The organism is Corynebacterium tardum (assembly GCF_046717785.1).
Classification (GTDB): Bacteria; Actinomycetota; Actinomycetes; order Mycobacteriales; family Mycobacteriaceae; genus Corynebacterium.
This window is the reverse complement of record NZ_CP177104.1, coordinates 462,924-489,250: the sequence shown is the minus strand read 5'-3', so window position 1 is coordinate 489,250 and position 26,327 is coordinate 462,924. Positions and strand designations below refer to the sequence as shown.

General features: G+C 64.1%; 29 protein-coding genes. 4 read left to right on the top strand and 25 right to left on the bottom strand.

The window, feature by feature from the left end:
- Window position 1 precedes the first annotated feature (1 nt).
- The 6 genes from rpsI to eccCa form a co-directional block, all read right to left on the bottom strand.
- Window positions 2-538, bottom strand: a complete 537-nt coding sequence (rpsI, locus tag ACLI1P_RS02390) for a 30S ribosomal protein S9 (protein WP_408930087.1) — start codon at window positions 536-538, stop codon at window positions 2-4.
- The gene (rplM, locus tag ACLI1P_RS02385; protein WP_408930086.1) at window positions 538-981 is read right to left on the bottom strand and encodes a 50S ribosomal protein L13; all 444 of its coding nucleotides are present in this window, start codon (window positions 979-981) and stop codon (window positions 538-540) included. The genes rpsI and rplM overlap by 1 nt, the downstream gene beginning before the upstream one ends.
- Before the next feature lie 425 nt (window positions 982-1,406).
- Window positions 1,407-1,694, bottom strand: coding sequence for a WXG100 family type VII secretion target (locus tag ACLI1P_RS02380; protein WP_296134475.1), 288 nt, complete (start codon window positions 1,692-1,694; stop codon window positions 1,407-1,409).
- 73 nt (window positions 1,695-1,767) lie between these two features.
- Window positions 1,768-2,085 carry a WXG100 family type VII secretion target gene (locus ACLI1P_RS02375; RefSeq protein ID WP_296134474.1) on the bottom strand — a complete coding sequence of 106 codons (318 nt, stop codon included), beginning with the start codon at window positions 2,083-2,085 and terminating at the stop codon, window positions 1,768-1,770.
- Window positions 2,086-2,255: 170 nt separating this feature from the next.
- Window positions 2,256-3,335, bottom strand: a complete 1,080-nt coding sequence (locus tag ACLI1P_RS02370; RefSeq protein WP_411709312.1) for a type VII secretion-associated protein — start codon at window positions 3,333-3,335, stop codon at window positions 2,256-2,258.
- The gene (eccCa, locus tag ACLI1P_RS02365; protein WP_411709311.1) at window positions 3,332-7,057 is read right to left on the bottom strand and encodes a type VII secretion protein EccCa; all 3,726 of its coding nucleotides are present in this window, start codon (window positions 7,055-7,057) and stop codon (window positions 3,332-3,334) included. Before eccCa ends, ACLI1P_RS02370 begins: the two co-directional genes overlap by 4 nt.
- Before the next feature lie 130 nt (window positions 7,058-7,187).
- Here eccCa and eccD point away from each other — a divergent pair, with 130 nt between their 5' ends.
- Together eccD and ACLI1P_RS02355 are read left to right on the top strand one after the other, a co-directional pair.
- Entirely contained in the window at window positions 7,188-8,510 is a 1,323-nt protein-coding gene (gene eccD / locus ACLI1P_RS02360) for a type VII secretion integral membrane protein EccD (RefSeq protein WP_411709310.1), read from the top strand.
- Complete coding sequence (locus ACLI1P_RS02355) at window positions 8,510-9,685, top strand: S8 family serine peptidase (RefSeq protein WP_411709309.1); 1,176 nt, start codon at window positions 8,510-8,512, stop codon at window positions 9,683-9,685. The genes eccD and ACLI1P_RS02355 overlap by 1 nt, the downstream gene beginning before the upstream one ends.
- On the opposite strand, the gene eccB is transcribed toward ACLI1P_RS02355, so the two are convergent.
- The 12 genes from eccB to secY all read right to left on the bottom strand — a co-directional run bounded on the left by eccB (window position 9,651) and on the right by secY (window position 19,289).
- Window positions 9,651-10,910 (bottom strand): type VII secretion protein EccB, encoded by a 1,260-nt coding sequence (eccB, locus tag ACLI1P_RS02350; RefSeq protein ID WP_411709308.1) that lies wholly within the window; start codon window positions 10,908-10,910, stop codon window positions 9,651-9,653. The genes ACLI1P_RS02355 and eccB overlap by 35 nt on opposite strands.
- Before the next feature lie 55 nt (window positions 10,911-10,965).
- On the bottom strand, window positions 10,966-11,826 hold the full coding sequence (gene truA / locus ACLI1P_RS02345; RefSeq protein ID WP_411709307.1) for a tRNA pseudouridine(38-40) synthase TruA: 861 nt from the start codon (window positions 11,824-11,826) through the stop codon (window positions 10,966-10,968).
- Between the two features lie 225 nt (window positions 11,827-12,051).
- On the bottom strand, window positions 12,052-12,540 hold the full coding sequence (gene rplQ, locus ACLI1P_RS02340; RefSeq protein ID WP_408930080.1) for a 50S ribosomal protein L17: 489 nt from the start codon (window positions 12,538-12,540) through the stop codon (window positions 12,052-12,054).
- Window positions 12,541-12,614: 74 nt separating this feature from the next.
- Complete coding sequence (locus ACLI1P_RS02335; RefSeq protein ID WP_408930079.1) at window positions 12,615-13,625, bottom strand: DNA-directed RNA polymerase subunit alpha; 1,011 nt, start codon at window positions 13,623-13,625, stop codon at window positions 12,615-12,617.
- Between the two features lie 69 nt (window positions 13,626-13,694).
- Window positions 13,695-14,300 (bottom strand): 30S ribosomal protein S4, encoded by a 606-nt coding sequence (rpsD, locus tag ACLI1P_RS02330; protein ID WP_408930078.1) that lies wholly within the window; start codon window positions 14,298-14,300, stop codon window positions 13,695-13,697.
- A gap of 21 nt (window positions 14,301-14,321) precedes the next feature.
- Window positions 14,322-14,726, bottom strand: a complete 405-nt coding sequence (rpsK, locus tag ACLI1P_RS02325; protein WP_039673766.1) for a 30S ribosomal protein S11 — start codon at window positions 14,724-14,726, stop codon at window positions 14,322-14,324.
- A gap of 3 nt (window positions 14,727-14,729) precedes the next feature.
- The gene (gene rpsM / locus ACLI1P_RS02320) at window positions 14,730-15,098 is read right to left on the bottom strand and encodes a 30S ribosomal protein S13 (RefSeq protein ID WP_010189542.1); all 369 of its coding nucleotides are present in this window, start codon (window positions 15,096-15,098) and stop codon (window positions 14,730-14,732) included.
- A 182-nt stretch (window positions 15,099-15,280) separates the two neighbouring features.
- A complete protein-coding gene (infA, locus tag ACLI1P_RS02315) occupies window positions 15,281-15,499 on the bottom strand; it encodes a translation initiation factor IF-1 (protein WP_003854422.1) in 219 nt (72 codons plus the stop codon).
- A gap of 283 nt (window positions 15,500-15,782) precedes the next feature.
- On the bottom strand, window positions 15,783-16,574 hold the full coding sequence (locus tag ACLI1P_RS02310; protein WP_411709306.1) for a L,D-transpeptidase family protein: 792 nt from the start codon (window positions 16,572-16,574) through the stop codon (window positions 15,783-15,785).
- A 41-nt stretch (window positions 16,575-16,615) separates the two neighbouring features.
- Window positions 16,616-17,410 carry a type I methionyl aminopeptidase gene (gene map / locus ACLI1P_RS02305; RefSeq protein WP_408932035.1) on the bottom strand — a complete coding sequence of 265 codons (795 nt, stop codon included), beginning with the start codon at window positions 17,408-17,410 and terminating at the stop codon, window positions 16,616-16,618.
- 8 nt (window positions 17,411-17,418) lie between these two features.
- Window positions 17,419-17,964, bottom strand: coding sequence for an adenylate kinase (locus ACLI1P_RS02300; protein WP_408932036.1), 546 nt, complete (start codon window positions 17,962-17,964; stop codon window positions 17,419-17,421).
- The gene (gene secY, locus ACLI1P_RS02295) at window positions 17,964-19,289 is read right to left on the bottom strand and encodes a preprotein translocase subunit SecY (protein ID WP_411709305.1); all 1,326 of its coding nucleotides are present in this window, start codon (window positions 19,287-19,289) and stop codon (window positions 17,964-17,966) included. Before secY ends, ACLI1P_RS02300 begins: the two co-directional genes overlap by 1 nt.
- Before the next feature lie 409 nt (window positions 19,290-19,698).
- Here secY and ACLI1P_RS02290 point away from each other — a divergent pair, with 409 nt between their 5' ends.
- Both ACLI1P_RS02290 and ACLI1P_RS02285 read left to right on the top strand, forming a co-directional pair.
- On the top strand, window positions 19,699-21,006 hold the full coding sequence (locus ACLI1P_RS02290; RefSeq protein ID WP_411709304.1) for a class I SAM-dependent methyltransferase: 1,308 nt from the start codon (window positions 19,699-19,701) through the stop codon (window positions 21,004-21,006).
- Window positions 21,007-21,016: 10 nt separating this feature from the next.
- Window positions 21,017-22,507 (top strand): FAD-binding oxidoreductase, encoded by a 1,491-nt coding sequence (locus ACLI1P_RS02285; RefSeq protein WP_411709303.1) that lies wholly within the window; start codon window positions 21,017-21,019, stop codon window positions 22,505-22,507.
- A 94-nt stretch (window positions 22,508-22,601) separates the two neighbouring features.
- On the opposite strand, the gene ACLI1P_RS02280 is transcribed toward ACLI1P_RS02285, so the two are convergent.
- From ACLI1P_RS02280 to rpsH, 7 genes are all read right to left on the bottom strand, one after another.
- Window positions 22,602-22,982, bottom strand: coding sequence for a hypothetical protein (locus ACLI1P_RS02280; RefSeq protein ID WP_306508339.1), 381 nt, complete (start codon window positions 22,980-22,982; stop codon window positions 22,602-22,604).
- A 423-nt stretch (window positions 22,983-23,405) separates the two neighbouring features.
- Window positions 23,406-23,852, bottom strand: coding sequence for a 50S ribosomal protein L15 (rplO, locus tag ACLI1P_RS02275; protein ID WP_411709302.1), 447 nt, complete (start codon window positions 23,850-23,852; stop codon window positions 23,406-23,408).
- A gap of 3 nt (window positions 23,853-23,855) precedes the next feature.
- Window positions 23,856-24,041 (bottom strand): 50S ribosomal protein L30, encoded by a 186-nt coding sequence (rpmD, locus tag ACLI1P_RS02270; protein ID WP_408930072.1) that lies wholly within the window; start codon window positions 24,039-24,041, stop codon window positions 23,856-23,858.
- A gap of 3 nt (window positions 24,042-24,044) precedes the next feature.
- Window positions 24,045-24,674, bottom strand: a complete 630-nt coding sequence (rpsE, locus tag ACLI1P_RS02265) for a 30S ribosomal protein S5 (RefSeq protein WP_408930071.1) — start codon at window positions 24,672-24,674, stop codon at window positions 24,045-24,047.
- A gap of 40 nt (window positions 24,675-24,714) precedes the next feature.
- Complete coding sequence (gene rplR / locus ACLI1P_RS02260; protein WP_408930070.1) at window positions 24,715-25,116, bottom strand: 50S ribosomal protein L18; 402 nt, start codon at window positions 25,114-25,116, stop codon at window positions 24,715-24,717.
- A 3-nt stretch (window positions 25,117-25,119) separates the two neighbouring features.
- Complete coding sequence (gene rplF, locus ACLI1P_RS02255) at window positions 25,120-25,656, bottom strand: 50S ribosomal protein L6 (RefSeq protein ID WP_408930069.1); 537 nt, start codon at window positions 25,654-25,656, stop codon at window positions 25,120-25,122.
- Between the two features lie 14 nt (window positions 25,657-25,670).
- Window positions 25,671-26,054 (bottom strand): 30S ribosomal protein S8, encoded by a 384-nt coding sequence (gene rpsH, locus ACLI1P_RS02250; protein ID WP_408932041.1) that lies wholly within the window; start codon window positions 26,052-26,054, stop codon window positions 25,671-25,673.
- Between the last annotated feature and the right edge of the window lie 273 nt (window positions 26,055-26,327).

The window sequence follows — 26,327 nt, the reverse complement described above, 5'->3', positions numbered from 1 at the left end:
ATTAACGCTTGGAGTACTGCGGGGCACGACGTGCCTTGTGCAGACCAGCCTTCTTGCGCTCCACGGCACGAGCGTCACGGGTGAGCAGGCCAGCCTTCTTGAGGGCCGGGCGGTCAGCCGGGTTGTAGACGTTCAGTGCGCGGGCGATAGCCAGACGCAGGGCGCCGGCCTGACCGGTCGGGCCACCACCGTTGACGGTGACCTTGATGTCGAACTGGCCATCCCGCTCCAGCAGGGTCAGCGGAGTGAGGATGTCCTGCTGGTGCAGCTTGTTCGGGAAGTACTCGTCAAAGGCACGGCCGTTGACGGAGATGTTGCCGGAACCGGCAACGAGGCGAACACGAGCGACGGCGCGCTTACGGCGACCGACGGTCTGGATCGGGCCCTCGTGGATGGCCGGAGCAGCGGTCTCAGCCTCTGCGTCGGTCTCCGGTGCCAGGGAATCACCGATGGTGTTGGTGAACTCCTCGGTAGCGGCAGTTGCTGCAGCGATGTCGGCAGCGTCGGCTACATTGTTGTCGATGTTCTGCTCGGTCATTACTGTGCCACCTGCTTCAACTCAAGGGTTTCCGGCTTCTGGCCGGCGTACGGGTGCTCCTCGCCCACGAAAACGTGCAGCTTCTTGATGGAGGCGTTGGAAAGCTTGTTGTGGGGCATCATGCCCTTGACAGCTTCCTCGATAACGCGAACCGGGTTGGCGTCCAAGGACTGACCAAGGGTCATGGACTTCAGGCCGCCCGGGTAACCGGAGTGGCGGTAGCGCATCTCGCGCTCGCGCTTGTTGGAGGACACGTGGATCTTGTCCGCGTTCAGGATGATGATGTGGTCGCCGCAATCAACGTTCGGTGCGAACTGGGGCTTGTGCTTACCGCGCAGCATGTCAGCCACGGTGGAAGCAAGCTTGCCCAGAACCACGTCGGTAGCGTCGATGACGTACCACTTGCGGGTGATGTCACCGCTCTTCGGGTGGAAAGTAGACAAAATGACTCCTTGAAAGTCTGTCTCGGAACTGCCGGCCAACGCTATGTAAGCCCCTACGCGGTACATACAGCGGCCGGTGGAGACCTGCAGCACGCGTGCGCCTGTAAAAGGCGCGGACACATAGGTGTCTCACCCTAGTACGCAGCAGGTTAAAACCCAAAACGCCGATATCGCCCCCCGCCAACGCTTCCTCCCCCGCCAGTTCGGGGATTGGGGGAAGCGGAGTCAGAAACGTTGACGAGAAGCGATACCGGCGCCTTCCGCAGCCTCGGTGGCCTCAGCAGTCTGAGAAGCCTCGGTAGCTTCGGTGTAGGTGAAAGAAAGAGTGTGCGTCCGTCTCTTTCCTCTCCACACCGCTGACCGCTCAACACAGTGAATGTTTAAAGCCCACCGTGGCTGCAGAAGAAGCGCGTTGTGCAGAGTGCTTAGCCCCAGCTGGCAGCTGCGCGACGGTTGACGTCGCTCATGTTGTCGTTGCCCTGGGAAACCGTGGAGGAGATGGTGGCCAGCACGGTGTTGAGCTCCGCTGCGGCCTTGTCCCATTTGGCCTGTGCGGCGTTGTAGGCGGAGGCGGATTCGCCCTCCCAGGTGGAGACCATGGGCTGCAAGGTGGCCTTCAGGTCGCCGAGGAGCCCGTTGATGCGGCCGGAGGTGGAGTTGATGTCGGCGGCGGCGCCGGCGATGGCGCCAAACTGGTACTTAATTCCTGACATTGCGTCTTCCTTTATCTCGTAGATGTCTCGTGACGGTGGATGTGCGTGAAATAGGTGGTGCGTTCGGCGTTTCTTAGAGCGCCAGGCCTGCTCCGCCGACGTTGTCGAAGGACTGGGCGTTGTCTGCCTCGACGGTGTCGAAGTTGCGGGCGTTGTCACGGATGTTGTCACTGATGGCGGTCAGTGCCTCACGCAGCTGCTGCGCGGAGGTGTTGTAGCGCTGCATGAGGTTGTCAAAGGAAACCTGTGCGCGTCCGGACCAGCTGGCGCGGACCGAGTCCACAACACCCTGCAGGCGGGTGAGCTCACCCTGTACTTCATCGTTCGTAGAATCAACGCGGCCGGCGGTGGCCACCATGACATCGGCTTCAGTGCGGAAAGTCTGAGTCATAATCTTTCTGTCCCTTTCTGTGACTGTGGGCTTAAACTGTGGGGCCCCAACTGTGTGTCTCCCCCGAGAAGCACCCTGTTGTCCTTCTCACCTTTATTGGACTGGAGCTGACCGCAATCGGTTCCCGGCGCCGTCCAACTTTTTCGCTTTCTCTGCCCTTCCCTGCGCGATTACTGTTTGACTAGGGACTCCGCCGCCATGCGGCACGCTGCCTTTTGCACCACGTTGGGCTCAAACTTGGTGTGGCAGCCCACCGACATCTGGTGGCCCTTGTCCTCCCACATCAGCCACGTCACGCGGGAGCCGTCCCCGGGGTCCTCGGTGTAGGTGAGCCGGCCGGCATCTTCGGAGGGGTCCTTGAGGGCTGGGTCCGCATCAATTTGGGCCTTGATTTCGCCAAAGAGGGCGTCCACGGGCACGTTGAATAACGGGTCGGCGGCGAGCAGGATGCGCAAATTCGGGTCCTCCCCGGTAGCGGTGACCAGGCCGTCTTCTACGCTCGTGCGGAATCCTTGCGGCAGCACCAGCGACATACCTTCAACCTCAATGGCCTGTTGTCCAGGGCGCAGGCCCGTGTCACCGGCGCCAGGCGCATCTTTTCCGTCTGAGCCGGCGGGTTCAGTAGTTGGTGGTCCTCCCGCCTCGTCTTCTGTGTCTGCTGCGGGCGCGGCACTGGCCGGTGCCTCAGAGGCGGCCGAGGCAGAGTCCTTGCGCCCCACCGCCCACCAGGACACCCCGGCCACGAGCACGACCATTACGGCGATGGCGATGTAGAAGGGATCGATGCCACTAGGGATCCACGCCGGCGTGCCTGTGCGGCGACGGTGCGAGCGAGGACGCTCCACGGATACCGCGTCTGGGCTTTCCTCCTGCCTGGTTGGGGCGGGCGAGGCACTGCGAACGGTATGCGCTGGCGCGGGTGGCTCGAGTGGTTCAGGCTCGAGCACCGTTACTCCGGTAGCGGAAAGCTGCCGGCGCACAATCTCCACCGCCTTCAGTGTCTTCTCGGTGCCGGAGGGATCCGCCACCACCTCAACCTCCACGTCGGGCCACTCGGTGTCGCAGACCTTTTCCATCTGGTCCAGGACGGGTTCGAGCGCCCAGCCGTCGACAATGCCGGTGCCGGGCAGGTCGTAGCGGTAGACGGTTTCGGGCCCCTCGTAGATGGTGGCGGCGTCGAGAACCGTGACGGTCAACGTCGTCGTGGTGGAAGATTCGGCCGGGGTGCGCAGTGCATGGGTCGTAGTCATGAGTGGTCTCCTGTCGGGTTAGTCGTGTCGTTGTCGGGGAAATACACCTGGGCCAGGCCGTGGGCGGTGCCGCGCACCACCCACTGGCCGCGCCCAGGAGGCAGGGTCTGGGGTTTGATGCCGAAGATGGCGCCTTCGTCCCGGTCGGCGTCGAGAAGCAACAGCGCCGGCTGCAGGTCACGGACCGCGGACAGGAACTGCCCGAAGAGCGCGCGCCCAATGCCGCCGGACTTGCGCGCCAGCACCATGTGCAGCCCCACGTCGCGGGCGTGCGGCAGGATCTCCAGGAGGGGCGCCAGCGCAATCTCACTGACCAGGTCTAGGTCATCAATGACCAGGTAGATGTCGGGGCCGTCCCACCAGCTGCGGGCAGCAAGCTGCGCCGGGGTTACATCCGGGCCGGGAAGGCGCTGCTCTAAGGTGCGGACGGTGTCGATGATGGTGTGGGTGGCCGCGCTTGCCGACGCCGCATAGGCCGCCACCATCTCCTCCGGCAGCGTCCCCAGATGCGCACGCCTCTCATCGATGACCACCAGCCGCGCTGCCTCCCGGTCGAGGGCACCGATGCCGGCCAGGATGACGCCGAGAAACTGCGACTTTCCCGCGCCTTGGGAGCCGATGCACACCAGGTGCGGCTGCGCGTCGGGGTCCCAGGTAAGAACGTCCAGGTCCGCACCGCCAATGCCCCACGCAATCCCGGGTGTCGCGGTCGGACGAGACGGCAACTGACGCAGCCGGGCGGGCAGCATCTTCAACGCCGGTACCGGCGCGGACTCCGCGTGCACGCCACAAATATGGGCAATGTCTTGCGGGGACGTCGCTGCAAAGAGCAGATTCTCCCCGCTGAGGTTCAGTCCGCGGCCCGGCGCGGCGGGCAACTTCTGCTGCGCCTTGCGGTCAATGAGGGAATCCATGGCCTCGCCCAAGCGCAGCTCCAGTCGGGCGGCGATGAGGTCCCTGATGGAGGGGCGCAGGCTGGTCCACCGGGCGGCGGCGATGATGACGTGGATGCGAGCGGAGGCACCGTCGTTGACCAGCTGCGTAATCGGCTCCGCCAGATCCTCAAAGTCCGCGCCCGCAGTGCCGATGTGATGCCAGCCATCGACGATGAGGAAGGTGTGGCGCCCTTCCGGCCGGCGCACCAGGCCTGCTACCTCGTCCACCACACGCCGCACTTTCTCTGGGTCCTCTCGCCCCGCGACACCCGCCACGTGCGGAAGCCGGTCGAGTACCCCAAGCTGCCCGCCGCCGAGGTCGATGACGTAGAAGCGGACCTGCTCCGGCGAGTGCACCAGCGCCAGGCCGGCGACCACGCTACGCAGCGCCATCGACTTGCCTGACTGCGGCCCGCCGCACAGGGCCAGGTGCCCGCCGCCAGTAGTGAAGTCCACGACGAGCGGATCCTGGCGCTGATGATAGGGCCGGTCGATAAGCCCCACCGGCGCGCACAGCGGCGGGTTCTGCGCCACGGCGGGCGCCTGCCCAGGCTGAACGGCCTGGCCCGCACGTGCTACCGCCGCGGAGAGCTCCACCACTGGCGGCAGTGGCGGCAGCCAGATCCGGCGCGCCGCCTGGCTGCGCTCCTGCGCCTCCTCCCGCGCAGCCGCCACGACCGCTCCCAGCAGAGTGGTCGAAGAATCCACCACCACCGCCACTTCGGGTGTTTCCTCCTCCGCGGACCAGCCGGTGAAAAGTTCCACGCGCGCGGGCGGGCGGTCTGGGCTCCCCTCTCCCTCACGCGCCACACGGCGCGTGACTGGGCCGGAGACATAGGAAGCTTGGAAGCGCGCCGGGGCATCCGCGTCGGTCTTGAGATACCCCGCGCCCGGCTGGGCGGGCAGGTGATATGCGTCGGTGACTCCCAGCACCTGGCGGGATTCCGCAGCGGAGAAGGTCTTTAGGCCAATGCGGTAGGACAGGTGCGAGTCCAGCCCGCGCAGCCGGCCTTCCTCCAGGCGCTGCGAGGCCAGCAAGAGGTGGACGTGCAGTGAGCGGCCCAGCCGGCCCACCGCGACGAAGAGCTCGGCAAAGTCTGGGTGCTGCCCTAACAGCTCGGAGAACTCATCCACCACGATGACCAGTGCGGGCAGCGGGCCGTACTCCCCCACGGCGTCGGCAGAGGCGTTGAACTCGCCCACGTTGGCAAAGTTGCCGGCCTTGCGCAGAAGCTCCTGGCGGCGGTTCATCTCGCCAGAGATGGCGTCGTACATGCGCTCCACCAGCGTGGATTCCTCCTCCAGGTTGGTAATCACCGCGGAGGTATGGGGCAGCTCGTCGCATCCCAAGAAGGTCGCACCACCTTTGAAGTCCACGAGGACGAGGTTGAGCTCATCTGGACTGTGCGTGGCGGCCAGTGCTACCACGAGTGTCCGCAGCAGCTCGGACTTGCCGCTTCCCGTGGCACCGATGCACAGCCCGTGCGGGCCCATGCCGCCCTGTGCCGACTCCTTGAGATCCAGCATCACCGCCTGTCCCTGCTCATCCACTCCGAGGGGAACGCGCAGGCGTTCGGAGGAAGTACGTCCGTGCCACATGCCGGAGGCCACGAGCTCATCCACGTCGCGGTAGCCCACCAGGGCAGGAAGGTCAGCATCCCGCCCGTACCGCGGGGCCGCGGCTGCATCGCTGCCTGGGGGACGGTGATACGGCGCAATCATGCGGGCCCGCAGAAGGGCCTCCGCCACGCCCACCGGATCGCAGCGGCCCAGCTCTTCCTCCCCCGCGGCGGTCACCACCGTCATGACCCCCTCAGCGCGCAGGTAGATTCCCTCCTCTTCCGCGCGGCGGCCCAGCGGGGAATGCGAGCTCACTCCCACTGCGATCAGAGTCGTGGGCTCCCCTAACCGGGTATCACCTGGATATGCCGCCGGGGCAGCGTCGTCGCCCGCATCGACGACACGGATGCGGTGTCGCGCCTGCTCCGGGTCGCGGGCATGCGGCAGCCACTTCACCCACTCCCAGCCGCTGCCCTGGTACTCAATTCCCACCGTCTCCGGACCGTGTAGCACCGCCAGATGCAGGAGGACGGCACGGGCCACGCCGGCGGCGTCCTCGCCTTCGATGCCCATGACAGGAAATGCCTGCAGCTGGATGACAACCGGCATATCCGCCACGGTGCCCACCGCGCGGACCGTCTGCCGTAGGCTCACCGCGCAGACGGGGTCGAGGTCCTCGGCCGCGCCCGAATCGGGCACGGTAATGGGTGTACACAGCGCCATCGGCCCGGTACCCACGCGTACCTCCAGGGTGTCCGGGTCGTCTACTCCCCGCTCCCACAGCCGGGGCGTGGGAATGAGTGCAGCAAGTTCTCCCGGCGCGGGGTTGCGGTGTTCCTCATGCGCGCGCTGCGCTGCCGCCCGGTCCAGGGCTTGCTCCCGCAGCGCCTTGAGGTGGCGCAGGTAAGTTCTGCGCGTTTCATCCGGGTCCTGCCCGCTTCCTTGAGGATTGAACATCATGGCCATGCTGGCCAGCATCATGAGCGGAAACATCAGGCTCATGGGACTAATCCGGCGCGCATCTCCGGCGCCGAGCACCATCAGCGCCACCATGCCCAGCATGGCCGCCACCATGACCAGCGGCATCATGAGGCGCACCAGCGGAACCGGCTGGGCGCGAGCGGCCTCTGGCACGGCCTCAGCATCAATACTGCCTTGCGGCAGTGGCGGCGCTGGCTCCCGATAGGCCACCGATCCGGCATCGACAACGCGTGTAGGTACGCGCATGTGAAAAGTCCTTCCCCCCGAAGTACTCCACCGCCTCCGTGTGCGGTGGACAGCGTGCCACTAGTAAGCCACAATGAGGGGCAATGGGCAAGGGGTAGCCCAGAAATTTTTCTCGGGGGAGGTATTTTCCATGACCCGCGCACTCGCGCATTCCATTCACGTCACCGTCCGCATTCATGCAGGCCACATCCACAAAGAGGCGGACGTGTCCCTGCCGTTGTCCTCCAGCATTGGGGAGGTGCTGGGAGAGTTGCTCGTGCTTGTCGATGTCTCCCCGGCCCCCATCCTCTGGCGCGCTACCACGGCGGCTGGCAAGTCAATCTCCATGACCGCCCCGCTGGAGCGCACACCGCTGGAAGAGGGCTCGGTGCTGGTGCTCAGTCCTTCCGCGCAGGCCCCGGCACCCATCGTGCGCGACGCCGCGGAGGCCCTGGCCGCCACTGGCGGCGACTCCCCTCTGCATTCGCTCACGAGTGTGTGGGGCGTTGCGGGCGTCGCCGGAACGGGTGGCCTCGCTGCCGCGGCAGTATCGCCCGTGGTGGGCGCAGGCATCGCCGCCTGCTTGGCGCTGGTCTTATCGGCGTGGACGCGCCGGGGCGCGCTGCTCGCGGCAGCGCACGTGGCGGCGGGTGCGGCCGGGTGGTTCTTGATTGGTGGCGCACCGTCGCTGGATTTGGGGCCGAAGCTGTCCGCAGCGCTCGCCGCGGCGGCGTGTGCAGTGGCGATTGTCGCCGTGGCGGCGCAGATCCTGCGGCTCGGTGGCCTGCGTGCCCGTGCCATCGCTGCCGCCTGGTGCGGTCTGGTACTCGTCGGGCTGCTGGGCCCGGCCCCAGTTCTCGCCGCGTCGGTGCTCGTGCTCGCCGGTGCGCCGGTGTTGACCACCCGGATCGCTGGCCTACGTGTTCCGCAGCTGCCCACTGCGGGCCAGGACCTGAGCGTGTCCGACAGCCTCCCCACCGATAACGACACCAAGGCACAGCGCGCCGCCCACGCCTACGAGGGCGTGGCTGTGGGATGCGTACTCGCCGGCCTCCCCGCGCTGCTGCACCTGGTGTGGCTGGCCACCAGCACCGGCCAGGCCTGGGCCACCCAGGCGTTGTGCGTGGGCGTGGGCGGTTCGGTCATCATCCACGCTGCGCGGCACGCGCGCACGGTGGCGGCGTGGGCGCTGGGCCTCTATGGCGTCGCCGCCGCCCTTGCCGCGGTGGCCGTCGCTGCCCGGGTGTGGCAGGCCTTCCCGTCGCCGACCCCAACCACCTGGGTGCTCACCGCGGTGGCGGGCGCCATTGTGCTGGCCGCGTTGTCTGCGCCCGTGTGGGCCGAGGTCGTGGGCCACCTGGAGCCGACGACAATCGTGTGGTTCGAGCGCGCCGAGGCCCTAGCCCTAGCCGCCTGCCTACCGCTGGCCGCGCACCTGGCCGGCTTGTTCGATCTCATCCGGGGGTTGGGCTAATGCGTCTGTCCGTACCAACCCGCACATTCCTGGTATCCGCGACGACGCTGCTCTTGCCGCTCTCCGTGCCCCCAGTTGCTGCGCGCGAGCCCGACGTCGAGTGCGCATCGGCGATGTTTTCCGACCGTGGCCCCGCGCCCTCGGCACAGTACCTGGACTACCGCTCCCGGCTGCATTCCTTTGCCACCGGCGCGGGAATCCGCGTGGCCGTCATCGACACCGGGGTGGCCGACCACCCGCAGATTCGCGTGGTCCCCGGCCAGGATTTCGTTACTCCTGCAGAACCCGATCCTTTACGCGATTGCGACCTGCACGGCACCGTCGTGGCCGGGGTCATTGCGGGCCGTGAGCTGGGCGTGGCACCCGACGCGGAGATATACTCCATCCGCCAGACCAGCGCGCACTACCGCTCCCCTTCGCCGCAGGAAGACAGTGCGGGCGAAGACTCGGACTCCAGCTCGGGAACGCTAGCAACGCTAGCGGCGGCCATCGAGGACGCCGTGGAGGCAAAGGCGAAGGTAATCAACGTCTCCGTGGTCTCCTGCGTGCCGCCGGAGGCCGCCGAGCGCGTGGACCGCTCCCGCCTAGACGCCGCGCTCGCGCGGGCGGAAGACGAAGGCGTGGTGGTCGTGGCGGCCTCGGGGAACGCGACGTCGGGTGGCTGCGAGAAGGGCGATGTCGTCTTCCCCGCCGAGGGAGACACCGTTTTAGCAGTCGGCGCGCTGGAGACGCCGCACGACCTCGCCGGCTATTCTCTCGCCGCCCCGCTCAGCGCCGAGGGGGCCGTCCCCCTCGCGCTAGCCCCCGGCGGCGGGTGGGCGACCGCGAAGGGGGACGTGCTCTTTCAAGGAACATCCTTCGCCGCACCCCTGGTCAGCGGCACCGTAGCGCTCTTAGCCCAACGCTATCCCGCGGATTCCGCAGCGCAGCTCCGGGCACGCGTCATGGACTCTGCCGAGCCGGGCCACGGAGTGGTAGATCCACTCACGGCCGTGACCTATCGCCCTGGAACCGGCGATCGTCCCGAGCGCAGCGTGGCCGTATCCCCGGCAGCGGCGGAAACCTCCCCGCGCTGGGCACGTGTGCGCTGGCTCCTCGCCGGGGCCGCAGCCCTCTCGCTTTTCGCCGCGTGCCGGGCCGCTAGTGCTGGGCCGCCAGCGCGTCCTCGCGGCTAAGCGGCGAGCCCTCCGGGAGCAGACGCAGGATTTCCCACGGCACCTGTTCGGGCTCTCCTAGGCCCAAAGCGTGGAGCGACGCTGGGTTCGCCACCACATGACGCCGGCCGGTTGCCGCCACTACGTGAAAGCCGTGCCCGCTATCCGCCCCTACCCCGGCGCGCAGCCCCGCAAAGCGGGCAGCCGCGGAATCGCCCGGCAGATCGATGGTGGCGGTCACCGGCGCGGTCATTCCGGCGCCATTCTGGGAATTCGCGCACAGCCAGCCCTGCTCGGGTGACAGGAAGTCCAGGCGGGTGGTGGGGAGGTTGAAGGCCGGTGGGGCGTCGCCAAGCGCGGCAACCTCCTGGGCCTGCGCGGGCAGACGCTGCGCGCCCACGCCCACCAGCATCTCCGCCTGCGTCGGCGTCACCGGAGTGACCCCGTGCTCCGTGCGCACCCACAGGCTTTCCCCGGTATCCAAAATCTGCGGGGCGGCCGCCGGAAAGCTCAGCGGCTCCAGCTCCGCGAAGGCGTTGAGCAACTCAGGCGGCACGGCCCACACCGCTGTCTCCGCGGTCATCCCGAGCGCGCGGCGCACGACGCGGCCTTGCGTGCTCGACGCTTCCGGCAGCACCACCCGGCCCTGGCCGGTGAGCAACCACTGGGTGCCGTCGGATTCCGCGACCGCCCCGTGCGTTTCATCGAAGCCAGGAACTGCGCGGTGGGCCACCACGGTGACGGTCCCCACGCGGGTGCTTGACTGCCAGTTCTCCCCCTCCGTCGTTTCCTCTAAACAGGCCGCCCAGCCGGGCACCCGACCGCTGGAGGCAGCTAGGAGGTTTGGCGCATCTGCAATCCCCAGCGGCGTCCCCAGGCTCACCTGGTCAATAAAGCCCGCGCCGGCTGCGCTCGGATCCACCGGCTCGTTCGCAATGAGGCGAGCAGACGCCAGGTTGGCCACCGGATGATAGGTGCCATTGACCAGCGCTAGGAGCTGGCCCTCGGCGGAGCGCACCACCGGGGCATCACCCGGCTGGGGATCCGGCTGCATCCAGGCGATGAGCCCGGAGCCCACGCAGAGAAAGACCACCGCCGCTACTCCCCCAAGAAGCGCGCGGCGCCGCCGCTTGAGCGGATCATGAATCATCCTGATATCCCCGAAGACCAGGCCGTGCTCAAGCCGGCGTACGAGAAACTTGTGCCCGGATACCTGGGCCTTGGTGGTCGGCAACGCGCGTGCCATGAGAAATCCTCCCCCGATGAAGTGCGCCGCCCTCCTCGGCGCAGTGGATTCTAGATTAACGCACCTCGGTCTCCTCCGCAGCGCGACGGCCACGGGTCATCTCCGCCCGCGCCGCCAACTGGTCCGCCTCCGGGTAGTCCACGCCCACCAGGCTCAAGCCCTGGGCATCCGCCAGCGGGATCTGGGAGGAGCGGCTGTCCTCCCGCAGCATCTGGGCCGCGAAGGAGACATCGCGCGAGCCCTCGCCAACCCGCAGGCAACAGCCCACCAGGGAGCGCACCATGGACCAGCAGAAGGCATCGGCGCTCACGTGAGCCTCGTAGAGCTGCGGCTCCTGCGGGGTGGACACGTCCTTCCACTCGAAGGCAAGTAGCTCGCGGATCGTCGTGGCGTGCGGCTTGGCTTTGCAGAACGCCACGAAGTCATTGAGGCCCACAAGTTCGTTGGCTGCCTGCTGCATCAGCTCAAGATCCACAGGCTTGAACCACGTGGCGGTATCGCGGGCGCGAATAGGCAGCGCGCCGCGCGGGTGGGTGGTGATGCGATAGACGTAGTGGCGGCGCAGGGCAGAGAAACGCGCATCGAAGGCGTCAGGGACCTGAGTGCAGGCGTGCACGCGGACGTCGGCAGGCAGCAGCTTGGCCAGCCGCCGGACGAGTGTGAAAGGATCGCCGTCGATGCTGCGCTGGCTGAGCGCCTCGTGGGTGGTATCGAAGTGCGCGACCTGGCCGCTGGCATGCACACCGGCGTCCGTGCGCCCCGCCACGGTGAGCTCCACCGGATGGCGCAGAATCATCGTCAGCTTCTCCTCCACGGTCTGCTGCACCGTGCGGAGATCCCCCTTTTGCTTGGCCCAACCGTGGAAGTCGGTGCCGTCATAAGCCAAGTCCAGTCGCAGGCGAACGCTTTCACTCATGGGGGTTGATGATACCGTGCGCTGGAAACTCTGCGCAGACGGCATCCGGAGGTCCGTTTTAACAAATAAGGGTCTAAAAACCGCTGATTTCAGCACACTATTTGTTAAAACGGACCATCATTCAGCTTGCCTCCCCACGCTGCGCCATAAATACTACGCACGACAAAGGCCCGCGCCCCACCAGCAATGTGGTGAGCGCGGGCCCAATGGTGGAGCCGGGAAGAATTACTTCTCCTCGGTGGTCTCCTCAGCCTCGGTAGCCTCTGCGGACTCAGCCTCAGCCTCTTCAGCCTTAGCTTCCTCGGCCTGCTTGGAAGCAGCAGCGCGGGTAGCGCGGTTAGCCTCGGAGGTCACGGTCTCCTCGAGAACGAGGGAGATCTGGGACATCGGGGCGTTGTCACCGGTGCGGTTCTCCAGCTTGATGGTGCGCGTGTAGCCACCCTCACGGTTCTCGAACTTCGGAGCCAGCTCATCAAACAGGTGAGCAACGACGTCCTTGTGCGGGATCAGCTTGAGAACAGCGCGGCGGTCAGCAACGGTGCCGGACTTAGCCTTGGTGATGATCTTCTCGATGTACGGGCGAAGAACCTTCGCCTTGGCATCGGTGGTCTTGATAGCGCCGTGCTCGATCAGGCTAGCTGCCAAGTTGCTCAGCAGGTGAGCCTGCTGCTTGGCGGAGCCGCCGAGACGGGCACCCTTCTTAGGGGTTGGCATTATGTACTCCTCGTGTGCGGATTAATTGAGCGCGCAACGGGCGCGAGAGCGCCGTTACGATTCAGCGGAATTCTTTACTCGGAATCCTCAGCAGCCGGGTCCTTGAAGTCACCGGTTTCTGCGTCGTAGCCTTCGAGCTGGGTCGGGTCGAAGTCCTCCGGGGTGTCCTTGAGGGCCAGGCCCAGGTTAGCCAGCTTGATCTTTACCTCGTTGATCGACTTCTGACCGAAGTTGCGGATATCCAGCAGGTCCGACTCGGTGCACTCGGCGAGCTCACCGACGGTGTGGATCTCCTGGCGCTTCAGGCAGTTGTAGGAGCGGACGGAGAAGTTCAGGTCCTCGATCGGCATGCTGTAGGCAGCGATGTACTCCGTCTCCTGCGGGGACGGGCCAATCTCGATGCCCTCAGCGGCGTTGTTCAGCTCGCGGGCCAAGCCGAAGAGCTCGACCAGGGTGCCGCCGGCGGAAGCCAGGGCGTCGCGGGCAGAAATCGAGTTCTTGGTCTCGACGTCGATGATCAGCTTGTCAAAGTCGGTGCGCTGCTCAACACGAGTAGCTTCGACCTTGTAGGAGACCTTGAGCACCGGGGAGTAAATCTGGTCGACCGGGATACGGCCGATTTCCCCAGAGGTAGCGGCAGCCGGGACGTAGCCACGGCCGCGCTCGACGACGAGTTCCATGTCCAGCTTGGCGGACTCATTCAGGGACGCAATGTGCAGATCCGAGTTGTGGATCTCCACGCCAGCCGGCGGCTGGATGTCACCTGCGGTCACCTCACCCGGGCCCTCCTTGCTCAGGTACATGACCACCGGCTCGTCAGAGTCGGAGGACAGAACCAGACCCTTGATGTTCAAGATGATCTCGGAAACGTCTTCCTTCACACCATTGATGGTGGTGAACTCGTGGAGCACACCGTCAATCTTGATGGAGGTTACTGCTGCACCCGGGATGGAGGACAGCAGCGTACGACGCAGCGAGTTACCGAGGGTGTAGCCAAAGCCCGGCTCGAGCGGTTCGATGACGAACTTGGAACGAGACGAGTCGATGAATTCCTCGGTGAGCTGAGGACGCTGGGAAATAAGCATGGAATTTCTCCTTGTCGGCGCCCACTATATGACGCCGGTAGAAGGGGTAAAGGATCAGATATCGAAAGTTTACTTCGAGTAAAGCTCGACGATGAGCTGCTCCTGCAGCGGAACGTCGATCTGAGCGCGCTCGGGCAGCTGGTGCACGAGGATGCGCAGGGTGTCCGGGACGACCTGCAGCCACGCCGGAACGTTGGCGTCAATCAGGCGATCCTGGGCCTCTTCGAACCATTCCATCTTCTGGGAACGCTCGCGGACATCGATGATGTCGTACTGCGTGACCTGGAAGGACGGAACGTTGATCTTCTTGCCGTTCACGGTGAAGTGACCGTGGGAGACAAGCTGGCGAGCCTGGCGGCGGGTGTTGGCCAGACCAGCGCGGTAGATCACGTTGTCGAGACGGGACTCGAGCAAAACGACCAGGTTGTCACCGGTCTTGCCCGGGCGGCGGTTCGCCTCGGCGTAGTAACGGCGGAACTGACGCTCCAGCACACCGTAGGTGTACTTGGCCTTCTGCTTCTCCTGGAGCTGCAGCAGGTACTCAGATTCCTTGATACGGTTGCGGCCGGCCTGTCCCGGAGGGTACGGACGGCGCTCAAATGCCATGTCGCCGCCGACCAGGTCGACGCGCAGACGGCGGGATACGCGGGTAGCGGGGCCAGTATAACGAGCCATTGTTTTACCTCTTCCTTTCCCTTAAACCTTGCGGCGCTTGGTCGGACGGCAGCCGTTGTGCGGCTGAGGGGTGGCATCCGTGATCGAGTTAACCTCGAGGCCTGCTGCCTGCAGGGAACGGATGGCGGTCTCGCGGCCGGAGCCCGGACCCTTGACGAATACGTCAACCTTCTTCATACCGTGGTCCATTGCCTTGCGGGCAGCGTTCTCAGCAGCCATCTGCGCTGCGAACGGGGTGGACTTACGGGAACCCTTGAAGCCAACGTGGCCGGAGGATGCCCAGGAGATGACAGCACCGTGCGGGTCCGTAATGGACACGATGGTGTTGTTGAAGGTGGACTTGATGTAGGCGTGACCTGCGGCCACGTTCTTCTTTACGACGCGACGACCACCACGGCGCGCGCCGGAACGAGTCTTCGGTGGCATGTGTTACTTCTTCTTTCCTGCGATCGTCTTCTTCGGACCCTTGCGCGTACGAGCGTTGGTCTTGGTGCGCTGACCACGAACGGGCAGGCCACGACGGTGGCGGATGCCCTGGTAGCAGCCGATTTCAATCTTGCGACGGATGTCAGCCTGAACCTGGCGGCGGAGGTCACCCTCGACCTTCCAGGTAGCTTCGATAACGTCACGCAGCGCCGACAGCTGATCGTCGTCCAGGTTGTCGGTGCGCAGGTCGGGAGAAATGCCGGTCTTTTCCAGCAGTTCCTTGGCACGGGCAGGCCCGATGCCGTAGATGTAGGTGAGAGCGACCTCCATGCGCTTGTTGCGCGGGAGGTCAACACCAGCTAGACGTGCCATGTGGCGTGTCCTTTCGGGTTGTTACGATGGTTTTCTCCTCATCCGTCCCGCGCCACACGTGCGCTTCGCCCGGACCGAGCCGGGAACTGTGGGCACGCTTGGCAGCACGGGCTCAGGCCATCGCAGCCTGAGGTGAAAAGGACGGACCTAGATCCGTCCGTGGGTGAGGAGGCTTACTGTCTTTACTTGTAGCGGTAGACGATGCGTCCGCGGGTCAGGTCATAAGGAGACAGCTCTACAACAACGCGGTCCTCCGGGAGGATGCGAATGTAGTGCTGACGCATCTTGCCAGAGATGTGTGCAAGAACCTTGTGTCCGTTGTCGAGCTCGACACGGAACATTGCGTTGGGAAGTGGTTCGACGATGCGACCCTCAACCTCGATTGCGCCTTCCTTAGCCATAACCTCTACTTTTCTGATGAACGGTGGGCGTGCGCCGCACTGGGCGCCGTCCCCTTCACCTGCATGTTTGATGTCTACTACTGGATGCCGCCCGCCTGTGCATCACGCTTGTGAAGCACTACGTGCAGACACCAGCTCTCAAGCATACGCTGCGGCAACGCGTTTTCCAAATGCCGCTAGCGCACTTTACTGCGAGATTCTCTCCTGACACGCCGAAAGCCCGCCACCTCAGTGAGGCGACGGGCAGATAGGGAATGTGCGGGCTGATGGCCCCGCGGCTGAATTAGTAGACGAAGACTTTGGAGCCCATCGGAACATCGTTCCAGTAGCGGACGGCGTCCTGGTGGGTCAGGTGCACGCAGCCGTTGGACTCGTAAGCCGGGGATCCCTCATGGAAGGCGTGGCCGTTGTTGGTGAAGTACATCGCGTACGGCATCGGCGCGTTACCGAATTCACGCGATATCTCGTCCTTAATCTTGCGGTTGATGTAGAAAGTGCCGGCCGGGGTCTCCTCACCCGCCATGCCGGAGGAGATGGCAGACGCCACGTAGGTCACGTTACCGTTGCCGTCCTGCAGCCAGGAACGGCGGCCACCGCGGTCTACACAGATGCGAGCATCAGCCGGGCACGGACCAACGTCGAAGCGCTGGGCCTGACGCTCGGCCTCAGCCTTGCGGGCAGCCTCCTCGGCGGCCGCCTTCTCGCGAGCAATCTCCTCTGCGTGGGCGCGCTCCTCCGCCTCACGGGCGGCGCGGATCTCTGCGTTCTTCTGCTCGATGAGGCCCGGGAAGATGAGCTCTACGGCGCCGTCGATGACGGGCTGCAGCGCGTCAGCGGCCTGCGGGTTGGCTGCCTCGAGGGAATCGAGCATGGCGTTGCGCGAGTTCCATGCGTCCTCGCGGGACTGCGCTGCCAGGTCGTTGAACTGCGATTGGATATCGGAGGAGAGAGTATCGATGGAAGGCGTGGTCTGCGCGTTGGCAGCCGGAGCTACCGTCAGGGAGGCTGCTACCAGGCCTGCCGCGGTGACACGGCGTAGGGTACGTGCACCAAAGCTAGAACGAATTTTAGACATGGCAAGAAGTATAGACTCTCGTGCGGCAATTTCCTACCCCACTAGTAGCGGGGTGTCAGGATCCGGGGACCATTCTCCGTGGCGGCCACCGTATGTTCCCAGTGCGCGGCGAGGGAACCGTCGGTGGTGACGACCGTCCAGTCGTCGTCAAGCACGGCGTTATCCTCCGTGCCCAGGGTGATCATGGGCTCGATGGCCAGGACCGAACCGTCCTGGATAAGGGGGCCGCGCCCAGCCTTGCCCTCATTAGCCAGGTAGGGCTCTTCGTGCATCTCGTGGCCGATGCCGTGCCCACCGTAGCCGTCCACGATGAACAGCTCGACGCCGAACTTATCCTCGGCCGCGTAGGTCGCCTGCTCGAGCGCAGCGGAGACGTCCGTGAGCCGGTTGCCGGGCACCATAGCCTGCATGCCCTCGTGGAGGACCCACTCGGTGGCGTCGGACAGCGCTTGGGCCTGGGTGCTGAGCTTGCCGACGCCAAACGTCCACGCACTGTCCCCCACCCAGCCATCGAGCGTGGCGCCACAATCGATGGACACCAGGTCCCCCTCCGCCAGGACGATGTCGCTGCCCGGAATGCCGTGCACGATCACATCGTTGACGGAGGCGCAGATGGATCCGGGGAATCCGCCATAGCCCTTGAAGGTGGGGATGGCGCCGGCGTCCCGGATGGTCTGCTCCGCCACGGCGTCGAGCTCCAGGGTGCTCACGCCCACCGCGGCGGCGTCGCGCACCGCCTGCAGGGCACGGCCGACGATTTCGCCGGCGGCCTGCATAGCATCGAGTTCGCCCGGGGTGCGGGCGGGAATTTCCTTAGTGCGACGACGGAAAGCCATGGGAGAAGCTACTTACCCATCGCCTTGAGCGTGCGCTCGTTAATCTCCTCGACGGAACCCTCAGCCTCGATAGAGATGATGGCGTCGCCGTAGTGCTCGATGAGCGGGAAGGTCTCGTCGCGGTAGACGCCGAGGCGGGTGCGGATGGTCTCCTCGGTATCGTCGGCGCGGCCGCGGGCCAGCATGCGCTCCACCACCACGTCCTCAGAAACCTCGAAGTTGAGCACGCCGTCGAGCTTCAGGCTCTTGTCAGCGAGCAGCTTCTCCAAGATGTCAGCCTGCTCCACGGTGCGCGGGAAGCCGTCCAACAGGAAGCCCTCCTTGGCGTCCTCCTGGTTCAGACGATCCTCCACCATCCGGGCGGTGACGTCAGTCGGAACCAGCTTGCCGGCGTCGATGTAGGACTTTGCCTCAACGCCCAGCGGGGTGCCCTCACCAATATTGGCGCGGAAGAGATCGCCGGTGGAGATGTGCGGGACGCCGAGCTTCTCGCTGAGGAGAGCAGCTTGGGTGCCCTTGCCGGCACCGGGAGGGCCAAGGAGTACGTAACGCATTACTTAAGCAGTCCTTCGTAGTTGGATTGTAGGAGCTGGGACTCGATCTGCTTGACCGTGGTCAGGGCGACCGAGACCATAATGAGGATAGCCGTACCACCAAACGCGGAGGTGCCAGAAGCACCCGCTCTGCCCACGCCGAGGTCCAGCAGGATGTTCGGCAGGACGGCGATGACCGCGAGGTAGATCGAGCCGACGAACAGCAGGCGGTTCATGACGAAGCCCAAGTATTCGGCGGTCGGCCGGCCCGGGCGGATACCCGGGATAAATCCACCATACTTCTTCATGTTGTCTGCCTGCTCGGCCGGGTCGTACTGGACCGAGACGTAGAAGTAGGAGAAGAAGATGGTCAGCACGAAGTACAGAACGATGTACTGCCAGGAGCTGGGCGCCTGGAGGTGCGCAATGACGTTGCGCTGCCACCAGTTATCGCTGACCCCCGGGGAGCCGGAGTTCACGATCTGGGTGATGAGCACCGGCATGTAGATCAGGGAGGAGGCGAAGATCACCGGGATAACACCGGCCTGGTTGACCTTGAGCGGCAGGTAGGTGGAGGAACCACCGTACTGGCGACGGCCCACCATGCGCTTGGCGTACTGCACCGGGATGCGGCGCTGGCCCTGCTCGATGAACGTAATGCCCACGACCAGAACGATGAGGCCGGCGAGGACCATGGCGAAGACGAGGCCGCCGTTGTTCTGCAGGATGCTCACGCCATCGGTAGGCAGGCGCGTGGCAATACCCGCGAAGATCATCAGGGACATGCCGTTACCGATGCCCTTTTCGGTGATGAGCTCACCCATCCACATCACCAGGATGGCACCTGCGGTCATGGTGATAACAAGAACGATGAGGGTGAAGAAGTTGCGGTCCTCCGCCAGGACGCGCACGCCCTGGCCCAGCAGCTGCTCGCGGTCCGCCAGAGCCACGATGCCGGAAGACTGCAGGAGGGCGAGTGCCAGGGTGAGGTAACGCGTATACTGCGTCATCTTGGCCTGGCCGGACTGGCCTTCCTTCTTCAGCTGCTCGAAGTGAGGGATGACCACGGTGAGCAGCTGCACGATGATGGAGGCCGTAATGTACGGCATGATGCCGATGGCGAAGATGGATAGCTGCAGCAGCGCACCACCGGAGAACAGGTTGATCACCGAGTAGAGGTTGCCGGACTCCTGCGTCAGGTCACGGAGACGGCCCGCAATGGTCGCGTAATCGACACCCGGGGACGGGATCTGCGCACCGACGCGGTAGAGGATGATCATGACGATCGTGAAAATGATCTTCTTACGCAGGTCGGCGTCTTTGAAAGCCTGCAAAATGGCGGACACTACACAATCCTCCTGGCCACCGCGCTGCAACTGCGGGCCGAAGCTACCGCGCACGGAGGTGGAAACACATTGGTTCCTGCTGTATAAGCACCCTTTCAGGCGCTGCAAAGGAACGGTTGAACACTTTTGACCCCATTACCCTACCAGTCTTGCCCCCGTTCGCCATATCTGGGGCGTGTCATACGCGCTCGCAGCGCGCGTGGTGTAGGCCAGGCCGAATTTTTCCGGATGTCCTTAGCGCGATTCGGTCGAGCGGCCTACCATGGCCTGTGTTGCTCTCAAGCAATGTTCCTACAAGGTTTTTGAAGTTTTTACTACCTCTTCGACCTCTCCCTCGACGCCTGAGGCGCCTCGGAGTATGGCCGTTTTATATCTGCCTGACGACGTAGCGAAAGAAGTATGTAGTTTTATGAGCACTCGTTTCACACCGATGACCGTGGCCGAGATTATTAACGCCTTCGTCCCCAGCCCGAACCCCTTCCGCTGGGAGGCCTTCGACGGTTCCGCTACCGGGCCTGTCGACGCTCAATTCACCGTCACAATCAACAGCCTGGAGGGACTGGCCTACATTGCCACCCGGCCGGGCGACGTGGGCTTCGCCCGCGCCTACGTTACCGACGGCATCACTGTGGAGGGCGAGCACCCGGCACACCCCTACGGCATCTTCGACGCACTGCACGTCATGTATGACAAGTTCACCAAGCCGGATGCGAAGACCCTGGCCCGCGTGGTCCGCTCGCTCGCGTCCATGGGCGCGTTCCAGATCCAGCCGGTGCCCGAGGTCGAGCGCGCCTCCTGGCTGCGCCGCAAGCTGCACGAGGGCCTGTCCAAGCACTCCAAGGAGCGCGACGCGGAAGTCATCTCTGACCACTACGACGTGGGCAATGACTTCTACGGGCTCTTCCTCGGTGACTCGATGACCTACACCTGCGCCTACTATCCCTCTCCCGACGCCACGTTGGAGGAGGCCCAGGAGAACAAATATCGCCTCATTTTTGACAAGCTGCGCCTTAAGGAGGGAGACCGCCACTTGGACGTCGGCTGCGGCTGGGGCGGCATGGTGCGCTACGCCGCGAAACGCGGCGTGAAGTCCCTCGGCGTGACCTTGTCCAAGGAACAGGCCGAGTGGGGCCAGGCCAAGATCAAGGAAGAGGGCCTCGAGGACTTGGCCGAAATCCGCTTTATGGACTACCGCGACGTGAGCGAGGAGGGCTTTGACGCCATCTCCGCCATTGGCCTGCTCGAGCACATCGGCGTGAAGAACTATCCCGCCTTCTTCAGCTTCCTCAACGGCAAGCTGAAGCCGGGTGGGCTCATGCTCAACCACTGCATCACCTACCCGGACAACCACAAAACGCCAAAGGGCGGGTTTATCGACCGCTATATCTTCCCCGACGGCGAGCTCTCCGGCTCCGGCACCATCACCAAGTGCATGCAGGACGCCGGCTTCGAGGTGGTCCACACCGAGTCCCTACGCTTCGACTACATGCGCACGCTCCACGCGTGGTGCGAGAACCTCAAGGAGACGTGGGAGGAGGCCTGCTCCCTGGTGGGTCTGCCCACCGCGCGCCTGTGGGCCATCTACATGGCCGGCTCCGAGTGGGGCTTCGAGCACAACATCATCAACCTGTACCACTTCCTTGGCGTCAAGCTGGGGGACGGCGGCTCCCGCGCGGGCGTTCCCGAGCGCCGCTGGTGGGAAGATTCGCGCTTCTAGGAGGAGGATTATGCTTTCGCGTCTCATCAACCGTGTCAGCGAGCACCGCAGCGTCGACGCCGTGGAAATCCCGCCGGTGGGCTGGCGGGCGCACCGGGAAGGTGTCGATAAGCTGCTGCGTAGCTTCCGCGCCGTGCCCCAAGACAAGCGCGTGCGCCTGGCCAAGAAAACTTCCAACCTCTTCCGCGGCCGCAGCGGCGAACAGGTAGGCCTAGACGTCTCTGGCCTGGGCGGGGTCATTGAGGTCGATCCCCTTGGGCAAACAGCCGACGTGCAGGGCATGTGCACCTACGAGGACCTCGTCGATGCCACCCTCCCGCACGGCCTCATGCCTTTCGTGGTGCCGCAGCTCAAGACCATCACTCTGGGCGGCGCGGTGACCGGCATGGGTGTGGAATCCACGAGCTTCCGCGACGGACTGCCGCACGAATCCGTCCTCGAGATGGACATCCTCACCGGCACCGGGGAGATTGTCACCTGTTCCCGCGAGGAGAACGTCGACCTCTTTCGGCTCTTCCCCAACTCCTACGGCTCCCTGGGCTATGCGGTGCGCCTCAAGATTGAGCTGCGCGCCGTCAAGCCCTACGTGGAGCTGCGAGAGGTGCGCTTCAACGACGTGGACGAGCTCAGTGCCGTGCTTGCTGACGTCTCCCGGAACCACACCTACGACGGCATCGACGTCCATGGCCTCGACGGCGTGGTCTTCTCTCCGGAAGAGGCCTACCTAGTCATGGCCCGCTTCACCGACGAGGAGGGCCCGACCTCGGACTACACCCGGGACAAGATTTTCTACCGCAGCCTCCAACACGCCCGGGGGATCCGCCACGACCGACTGACGGTGCGCGACTACATCTGGCGCTGGGATACAGACTGGTTCTGGTGCTCCCGGGCCTTCGGCGCGCAGAACCCGAAGGTGCGGAAGGTCTGGCCGCGCGAGCTGCGGCGCAGCTCCTTCTACTGGAAGCTCGTGCGCTTGGACCGCACGTACGAGCTCGAATACAACTTCATTAAAAAGCCGAAGGGCTTGCCCCGCGGCGAGCGCGTGGTCCAGGACATCGAGGTCACCCCGAAGAACCTGCCGGAGTTCCTGCGTTGGTTCTTTGGGGCCTCCGACATCCAGCCGGTGTGGCTGTGCCCGATTCGCCTGCGCGAGGGCGTGGAAGAACTCGTCGGCACCGGCGACATTGCAGCAGACTCGCCCGACCCCTGGCCGCTCTACCCGCTGCTGCCGGGCCAGACCTGGGTCAACGTGGGCTTCTGGTCCGGCGTGGAGGGCAATCATGTCGATCCCTCCGCCCCCGGCAATGGTGCGTTCAACCGCGTCATCGAAGCCAAGGTCAACGAACTGGGCGGGCACAAGTCCCTCTATTCGGAGGCCTTCTACTCCCCGGAAAAGTTTGCTGAGCTCTACGGCGGTACCCTGCCGGAGACCATTAAGGCCGTTACCGACCCAGATAACCGCTTCCCCGGGCTCTACGAGAAGACGGTCAACGGCGCCTAGCTGCGCCTAGCTACCCCGCCTTTAGGCGCGCGAAACCCCGCCACCATGCTCTCCACGAGCTTGGGGCGGGGTTCACTTGTGGTTTGTCGTGCCTTTAGGCCACCGCGTCGACGCGGGTAAAGCCGTTATCCGCTAGCGCCTTCATGACGCGGTCCACAGCTGCCTGGTCGGTGTCCGGGTTGTAGGTCTCGAAGAACATGAGGTGGGCGGTGTCGGTGCCCTCGAAGCGCACGCTCACGAACTCGTGACCCAGTTCCTGGGTGGCCAGGGTCAGCTCGCGCTCCACAGCCTGCTGCGGGGTGAGTTGCTCGCCCGGGGTAGCCGCCGGCGCCTCGTCTGCCGGCACGGCGTTCTCCACGTGTGCCGCGGCCGGATGGAAGTCCACAACCTTGTTGTTATCCACCGGCGCGCTGATGCCGAAGATAGACATGATAAACGCGACCAGACCGGCAACGAAAGAAGTAAATGAAGGCACGACGAACTCCTGAGAATCAAATATTTGTAACCTGTGCAAGAAATATAGCACCCCCAGTAAATATTTGCCACTTTCTCTTAGATTCTTCAGGCCTTCCCGATCCCTGTACTGCGCTGGACCTTTGCCAAGGCCCCCACTCCTCCAACAGCTAGCAACGCTGCCACACACCCCACTGCAGGTGCAAAAAGCTGGTGAATTTATCAGGTATTCCGCAGGCTCTCGAGGAAAGGGACCGTTTGAGAAATACCCTTTAGAGCCGCCAATCGGCAAAACCCCACGTCGCTGCATAACCTTTCGGCCATAAGGTTCCGCCCCTAAGGCACCTTTACCCCCGTCCCTAAAACGCCAAAGGCCCTCCCACCGGCCACCTGTGAAGGCGGCAGGCAGGAGGGTCCGAAGGCTCTCTACACAGCCTGGAGAGAATTACTTGGTGGTGGCGGTGCCGCCAGCGGCCTCGATCTTCTCAACAGCAGACTTGGAGAACTTGTCAGCGGTGACGTTCAACTTCACGTTGATGTCGCCGTTGCCCAGAACCTTGACCGGCTGGTTCTTGCGAACCAGGCCTGCAGCGACGATGTCGGCAACGGTGACGTCGCCACCGTTGGCGAATGCCTCTGCGAGGTCAGCGACGTTGACTACCTGGTACTCAACGTGGTTCGGGTTCTTGAAGCCCTTGAGCTTCGGCAGACGCATGTGAATCGGCATCTGGCCACCCTCGAAAGCAGCGGAAACCTGCTTACGAGCGCCGGTACCCTTGGTACCACGGCCGGCGGTCTTACCCTTGGATGCCTCACCGCGGCCTACGCGGGTCTTGGGCTTGTTTGCTCCTGCGGTCGGGCGCAGGTCGTGGAGCTTGATGATATCAGCCATGGTTTACTCCCCTGCCACTTCTTCGACGGTGACCAGGTGACGCACCTTGTGAACCATGCCGCGCACGATCGGGGTGTCCTGCTTGACCACAGTGTGTCCGATGCGCTTGAGGCCGAGAGCCTCAATGTTCTTGCGGTGGTTCGGCTTGGTGCCCACAAGGCCCTTAACCTGAGTAATCTTCAGAGCCATTGCTTATGCCTCCTGACCTGCGCGCTTGCGCAGCATCTGGGCCGGTGCAACCTCTTCGAGGGATTTGCCACGACGTGCGGCAACTTCCTCCGGGCGAACCAGCTGCTTGAGGCCGTCCACGGTAGCGCGGACGACGTTGAGAGCGTTGTCGGAGCCCAGGGACTTCGACAGGATGTCCTGCACGCCAGCGCACTCAAGCACCGGACGAGCAGCACCACCGGCGATGACACCAGTACCCGGAGCGGCCGGCTTCATCATGACGATGCCAGCTGCGTCGCGACCCTCAACCGGGTGGGTGATGGTGCCGGCAATCATCGGGACGCGGAAGAAGTTCTTGCGAGCTTCCTCGGCACCCTTCTGGATTGCGGCCGGGACTTCCTTGGCCTTGCCGTAGCCGACGCCGACCATGCCCTGGCCGTCGCCCACGACGACGAGAGCGGTGAAGGACATGTTGCGGCCACCCTTGACGGTCTTGGAGACGCGGTTGATGGTCACAACGCGCTCGATGTACTTATCGCGCTCGTTGTCCTGCTGGTTGCGGCGGTCGTTACGACGGCCGTTGTTGCGACCCTTACGGTCGTTGTTGTTGTTCTCGGCGGAGCGTCCGCCGTCACGCTGTTCACGGTCCGACATTAGGCGTTCCTTCCGTTGATGTTTCCGTGTGCCTTAATCATTAGAACTGCAGACCACCTTCACGAGCGGCGTCGGCCAGCGCAGCAACGCGGCCGTGGTACTTGTAGCCTGCACGGTCGAAGACGACCTGCTCGATGCCAGCGGCCTTGGCGCGCTCAGCAACGAGCTGGCCTACCTTGGCTGCCTTGGCCTTCTTGTCGCCCTCGAGCGCACGCACGTCGGCCTCCATGGAGGAAGCAGCGACCAGGGTGTGGCCGGCCAGGTCATCGATGACCTGGACGTGCATGTGGCGGGAGGAGCGGTGAATGACCAGACGCGGTGCCTCAGGGGTGCCGCGCAGGGTCTTACGGATACGGAAGTGGCGGCGCGCGCGTGCTTCACGACGACGCGTGGAAATGTCCTTGCCGACCGGGGTGCGCTTTGCGTTTTCAGTGTTAGCCATTGCTTACTTACCCGTCTTTCCGACCTTGCGGCGGATCTGCTCGCCTTCGTAACGAATGCCCTTGCCCTTGTAAGGATCATCCTTACGCAGGCGGCGAATGTACGCGGCGACCTGTCCAACCAGTTGCTTGTCAATACCAGATACGGAGAGCTTGGTTGCGCCATCCACAGCGAAGGTGATGCCCTCCGGAGCCTCAATGAGGATCGGGTGGGAGTAGCCCAGAGCGAACTCCAGGTCCTTGCCCTTCTGCTGAACGCGGTAACCAACGCCGAAGATTTCCATCTTCTTGGTGTAGCCCTCGGTCACGCCGACAACAGCGTTGTTGACCAGGGAGCGGGCCAGACCGTGCAGAGCGCGGTTCTTGCGGTCATCGTCCGGACGGGAGACCTTGATCTCATCGTCCTCGACAGCTGCGGTGATCGGCTCCGGGATCTCCACGTCCAGAGCACCCTTGGTGCCCTTGACGTTAACGACCTGGCCGTTGATGGTGATGTCGACGCCCTTCGGGACGGCGATAGGTGCTAGACCGATACGAGACATGTGTCAATCCTCCCTTACCAGATGTAGGCGAGAACTTCTCCGCCTACACCCTTCTCCTGAGCCTGGCGGTCAGTGAGCAGGCCCTGCGACGTGGAGATGATGGCCACGCCCAGGCCGCCCAGAACCTTCGGCAATTCGGTGGACTTTGCGTACACACGCAGACCCGGCTTAGACACGCGGCGCAGGCCCGACAGGGAACGCTCGCGGTTGTTGTACTTAAGCTCGAGGGACAGCTCGCGGCCCTCGACGGAGTAGTCAGCGATGTAGCCTTCCTGCTTCATGATCTCGGCAATGTTTGCCTTGAGCTTAGAGGTCGGCATCGACACGGAGTCGTGGTGCGCATTAGATGCGTTGCGCACGCGCGACAGCATGTCGGCAATAGGATCAGTCATAGTCATATGAGTGACCTGTAACCTTTCTCGTTGCGGTTCCCAATACTCACCAAAGCGTTTTCCGTGTGATTTCGGGCTACTCACGCTCCCCACGGTCAATACCGTGAGGCGCTCGCCACCCTTTGATTCAGACAACGGTCCGCTATCTACGGCGAGGGGCCTACAACAAAGTAGATGTGTTCAATTCTTCATGGCTTCGCACTTTTCCCAGCGTGGAGCCGCTTTATGCGGCGTCACGCGGGGGTTGAATGCAAGTCCAGCGCTTCACCTTACCCCCTG

Excerpts from the sequence above, each read along its gene's own strand:
- eccCa (WP_411709311.1), bottom strand. The coding sequence starts at position 7,057 with ATGCGCGTACCTACACGCGTTGTCGATGCCGGATCGGTGGCCTATCGG.
- rplF (WP_408930069.1), bottom strand. The coding sequence starts at position 25,656 with ATGTCTCGTATCGGTCTAGCACCTATCGCCGTCCCGAAGGGCGTCGAC.
- rpsE (WP_408930071.1), bottom strand. The coding sequence starts at position 24,674 with ATGTCGGACCGTGAACAGCGTGACGGCGGACGCTCCGCCGAGAACAAC.
- rpsK (WP_039673766.1), bottom strand. The coding sequence starts at position 14,726 with ATGCCACCGAAGACTCGTTCCGGCGCGCGCCGTGGTGGTCGTCGCGTC.
- ACLI1P_RS02375 (WP_296134474.1), bottom strand. The coding sequence starts at position 2,085 with ATGACTCAGACTTTCCGCACTGAAGCCGATGTCATGGTGGCCACCGCC.
- eccD (WP_411709310.1), top strand. The coding sequence starts at position 7,188 with ATGACCCGCGCACTCGCGCATTCCATTCACGTCACCGTCCGCATTCAT.
- rplR (WP_408930070.1), bottom strand. The coding sequence starts at position 25,116 with ATGGCTAACACTGAAAACGCAAAGCGCACCCCGGTCGGCAAGGACATT.
- rpmD (WP_408930072.1), bottom strand. The coding sequence starts at position 24,041 with ATGGCTCTGAAGATTACTCAGGTTAAGGGCCTTGTGGGCACCAAGCCG.
- rplQ (WP_408930080.1), bottom strand. The coding sequence starts at position 12,540 with ATGCCAACCCCTAAGAAGGGTGCCCGTCTCGGCGGCTCCGCCAAGCAG.
- rpsD (WP_408930078.1), bottom strand. The coding sequence starts at position 14,300 with ATGGCTCGTTATACTGGCCCCGCTACCCGCGTATCCCGCCGTCTGCGC.
- eccB (WP_411709308.1), bottom strand. The coding sequence starts at position 10,910 with ATGGCACGCGCGTTGCCGACCACCAAGGCCCAGGTATCCGGGCACAAG.
- rplO (WP_411709302.1), bottom strand. The coding sequence starts at position 23,852 with ATGGCTGATATCATCAAGCTCCACGACCTGCGCCCGACCGCAGGAGCA.
- rpsM (WP_010189542.1), bottom strand. The coding sequence starts at position 15,098 with ATGGCACGTCTAGCTGGTGTTGACCTCCCGCGCAACAAGCGCATGGAG.
- ACLI1P_RS02300 (WP_408932036.1), bottom strand. The coding sequence starts at position 17,964 with ATGCGTTACGTACTCCTTGGCCCTCCCGGTGCCGGCAAGGGCACCCAA.
- rpsI (WP_408930087.1), bottom strand. The coding sequence starts at position 538 with ATGACCGAGCAGAACATCGACAACAATGTAGCCGACGCTGCCGACATC.
- ACLI1P_RS02335 (WP_408930079.1), bottom strand. The coding sequence starts at position 13,625 with ATGCTTATTTCCCAGCGTCCTCAGCTCACCGAGGAATTCATCGACTCG.
- ACLI1P_RS02370 (WP_411709312.1), bottom strand. The coding sequence starts at position 3,335 with ATGACTACGACCCATGCACTGCGCACCCCGGCCGAATCTTCCACCACG.
- infA (WP_003854422.1), bottom strand. The coding sequence starts at position 15,499 with ATGGCTAAGGAAGGCGCAATCGAGGTTGAGGGTCGCATCGTCGAACCA.
- ACLI1P_RS02310 (WP_411709306.1), bottom strand. The coding sequence starts at position 16,574 with ATGTCTAAAATTCGTTCTAGCTTTGGTGCACGTACCCTACGCCGTGTC.
- ACLI1P_RS02285 (WP_411709303.1), top strand. The coding sequence starts at position 21,017 with ATGCTTTCGCGTCTCATCAACCGTGTCAGCGAGCACCGCAGCGTCGAC.
- rpsH (WP_408932041.1), bottom strand. The coding sequence starts at position 26,054 with ATGACTATGACTGATCCTATTGCCGACATGCTGTCGCGCGTGCGCAAC.
- ACLI1P_RS02290 (WP_411709304.1), top strand. The coding sequence starts at position 19,699 with ATGAGCACTCGTTTCACACCGATGACCGTGGCCGAGATTATTAACGCC.
- ACLI1P_RS02380 (WP_296134475.1), bottom strand. The coding sequence starts at position 1,694 with ATGTCAGGAATTAAGTACCAGTTTGGCGCCATCGCCGGCGCCGCCGCC.
- map (WP_408932035.1), bottom strand. The coding sequence starts at position 17,410 with ATGGCTTTCCGTCGTCGCACTAAGGAAATTCCCGCCCGCACCCCGGGC.
- ACLI1P_RS02355 (WP_411709309.1), top strand. The coding sequence starts at position 8,510 with ATGCGTCTGTCCGTACCAACCCGCACATTCCTGGTATCCGCGACGACG.
- truA (WP_411709307.1), bottom strand. The coding sequence starts at position 11,826 with ATGAGTGAAAGCGTTCGCCTGCGACTGGACTTGGCTTATGACGGCACC.